Origin of the sequence: Nocardia farcinica (genome assembly GCF_029867845.1) — a bacterium.
Lineage (GTDB): Bacteria > Actinomycetota > Actinomycetes > Mycobacteriales > Mycobacteriaceae > Nocardia > Nocardia farcinica_A.
The window spans coordinates 1-2,887 of record NZ_JARWRU010000227.1 but is presented as its reverse complement, the minus strand read 5'-3'; the positions used below and the strand labels follow the sequence as shown (position 1 = coordinate 2,887).

Sequence of the window (2,887 nt, the reverse complement as noted above, 5' to 3'; positions counted from 1 at the left end):
CCGGCCCGGTCGCGGCACGGCTGCGCGCCCACGCCTTGCGCCCCCGGGACCGCGGGCGCGGGCTGTAATCCGGGTACGGCGAGCTGAACGGGTTCCTGGGGGAGGACGTCGCCGCGCGCGACCAGCGCGCCGCCCGCGCGGCGTTGGCCCGTGACATCCGCTCCGCCGCCGAACATCTCGCGCTCGCCCTGGGCAGTGAGCTGCTGGCGCTGCGCGATCCCGGTCGCGGCGCCGCCGCCGTCGGCGAACTTCGCGCCGCCAGGGCCGCCGCCGAGCAGTCGCACCGCCGCACCGCCGCCTGGCAGCAGACCCTCGCCGACGGCGTCACCGACCTGGCGGGCGATGTCGACCACGACCTGCGCGCCCGCCTGCGCGACATCGCCAGGACCGGTGAGGAATGGATCGACGATCACGATCCGGGCAGGCACTGGGGACTGATCGCCGAATGGCTCACCGAGGAGGTCGACGCCGCCCTCGGCGAGAACCTGCTGTGGACGCACGAGCGCGCCGCCGCCCTGGCCGAGCGGGTGGCCGAGCACTTCAGCCACGGTGGCGCGGCCGAACTGCCCGACGTGCGGGCGCGACTCGCGCCGGGTGCGGCGGTCGCCGCCGCCACTCTCGGCGATCTGGAACCCGACATCGGGCTCGGCAGCAAGCTGCTGGTCGGTATGCGCGGTTCCTACGGCGGCGTGCTCATGGTCGGGCTGGCCAGTACTTTCGCCGGGCTGGCCATGTTCAACCCGATCTCCCTCGGCGCCGGTGTCCTGGTGGGCGGCAAGGCCTTCCGCGACGATCGGCAGGCGCGGCTGGTGCGCAGGCGGGCCGAGGCCAAGACGGCCGTGCGGCGCTTCGTCGACGACGTGGCCTTCCAGGCGGGCAAGGAGTCCAAGGACCGGTTGCACCGTATCCACCGCGCCCTGCGCGACCACTACGCGGGCGTCGCCGAGCGCACCCTGCGCTCCCTCGACGACTCGCTGCGCGCCGCCGAGGATGCCGCCGCCACCGAATCCTCCCAGCGGGCCGGGCGCTGCGCGGAACTGGAACGCAGGCTGCGGGTGGTCGCCGAACTACGGAGATACGCCGACCTCATGGATTCCGCCCCGGCGGCCACCGGCGCGATGGCCGCGCCAGGGGGAGGGAGCGGCCGATGACCACCGCCGATCCGGCGATCGAGGCGCGCAGGCTGCTCGCCGAGGCCCGCCGCCGGCTGGCCGACCGGCCGCGCGAGCGGGCGCAACTCGACGAATGCGCGCGCCGCCTGGACGAACCGCTGCGGGTCGCCCTGGCCGGATCGATCAAGGCGGGCAAATCGACGCTGCTCAACGCCCTCGTCGGCCAGGACATCGCGCCCACCGACGCGACCGAGTGCACCCGTCTGGTCACCTGGTATCGGCACGGCGGCGCGCCCGGTGTCGACGCGGTGGCCGTCGACGGCGCGGTGGCGCCCGTCCCGGTCCGGCGTGGTGGCGGCGCGCACGGGCTGACCTTCGACCTGTCCGCTCCGGCCTGGAACCGGCCCGGCCCACACGAGGTCGACCACCTCGAGGTGCGCTGGCCGGCCGCGACGCTGGCCGGGCTGACCCTCGTCGACACCCCCGGCACGTCCTCGCTCTCGCGCGAGGTCTCCCGGCGCACCGCGCGGCTGCTGGCCCCCGAGGCCGACGAGCGCGACCCGGTGCCCGTCCCCGGCGCCGACGCCGTGGTCTACCTGCTGCGCCGCCTCGACGCCGCCGATATGGACCTGCTGGAGCGGCTCGGCGGCGGGGACGGCCCGCTCGGGGTGATCGGCGTGGTCTCCCGCGCCGACGAACTCGGTGCGGGCGGTCTCGACGCCCTGCACTCCGCCCGCACGGTCGCGGCCCGCTTCGCCGACGACCTGGACCGCACCGGCCTGTGCCAGGCGGTCGTCCCGGTGGCCGGTCTGCTGGCCTTCGCCGCGGCGACCCTGCGGGAGCCGGAGTTCCGCGCGTTCCAGGCGCTGGCCCGCGTGCCCGTCGCCGACCTCGGCGCCGCTCTGCTCTCCGCCGACCGGTTCGCCCGTCCCGACATCCGGCTGCCGGTCGATCCGGGGGTTCGGATGGCATTGGCCGCGCGGTTCGGCATGTTCGGAATCCGCATGGCGGTCACGCTGATCCGGCTCGGCGTCGCCGACAGCGCCACTCTGGCAGCGGAACTGGCCGAGCGCAGCGGCATCCAGGAGCTGCGCGCGGTGCTCGACAGCCGATTCGCCCAGCGCGCCGGGCAACTCGGGGCGCATTCGGCGCTCGCCGGGCTGGCCGGTGTGCTCGCCGCCTGCCCGGGGACAGCCGCCGACGCACTGCTGCCCCGCGTGCGCACCCTGCTCGCCGATGTGCACGGCTTCGCCGAGTTGCGCCTGCTGTGCCGGCTGCGCGCCGGTGCGCTGCCGCTGCCTGCCGCGGAGCTGGCCGAGTTGCACCGCCTGCTCGGCGGCGCTGGCGTGGCTCCGCACCTGCGCCTCGGCCTGCCCGCCGACGCGCGGCCCGCGTTGGTGCGGGCACGCGCGATCGAACTCGTGCGCGCGTGGCGGGATCGGGCCGCGCACCCGCTGGCCGACGGGCGCACCAGGGCCGCCTGCCTGACCGCCGCGCGCAGTGCCGAGGGGGTGCTCCCGCTGTTGCCGCCGCCCCGCTGACCGCGACGCCGGAGAGCAGCGGCGTCGTCGTGGCGGGGGCGGGGGGGGGGCCGAGGGCGGCCAGTTAGCGGGGGGAGGGGGGGGCCCCCGGGGGTGGCCGGGGCGGCAATCCCACGACCAGGCCGTGTACCCGCGGGTACTGCCGGGCGTCGCGGACGGCCACGACGACGTCACGCACCCGGCCGATAGACTCCCCGTCCGGTCCGAGCACCACGAGCCCGGCCAGCCTGGCGA

General features: G+C 76.4%; 2 protein-coding genes and 1 pseudogene. 2 read left to right on the top strand and 1 reads right to left on the bottom strand.

All coding sequences use genetic code 11. The features are described from left to right. Positions 1-143 precede the first annotated feature (143 nt). Positions 144-1,151 carry a hypothetical protein gene (locus QH283_RS04650; protein ID WP_280501775.1) on the top strand — a complete coding sequence of 336 codons (1,008 nt, stop codon included), beginning with the start codon at positions 144-146 and terminating at the stop codon, positions 1,149-1,151. After that, on the top strand, positions 1,148-2,653 hold the full coding sequence (locus QH283_RS04645; protein ID WP_280501774.1) for a dynamin family protein: 1,506 nt from the start codon (positions 1,148-1,150) through the stop codon (positions 2,651-2,653). The genes QH283_RS04650 and QH283_RS04645 overlap by 4 nt, the downstream gene beginning before the upstream one ends. A 97-nt stretch (positions 2,654-2,750) precedes the next feature. Here the strand turns inward: QH283_RS04645 and QH283_RS30280 are convergent. Further along, positions 2,751-2,887: pseudogene (locus QH283_RS30280) on the bottom strand (magnesium transporter); the annotation flags it as partial.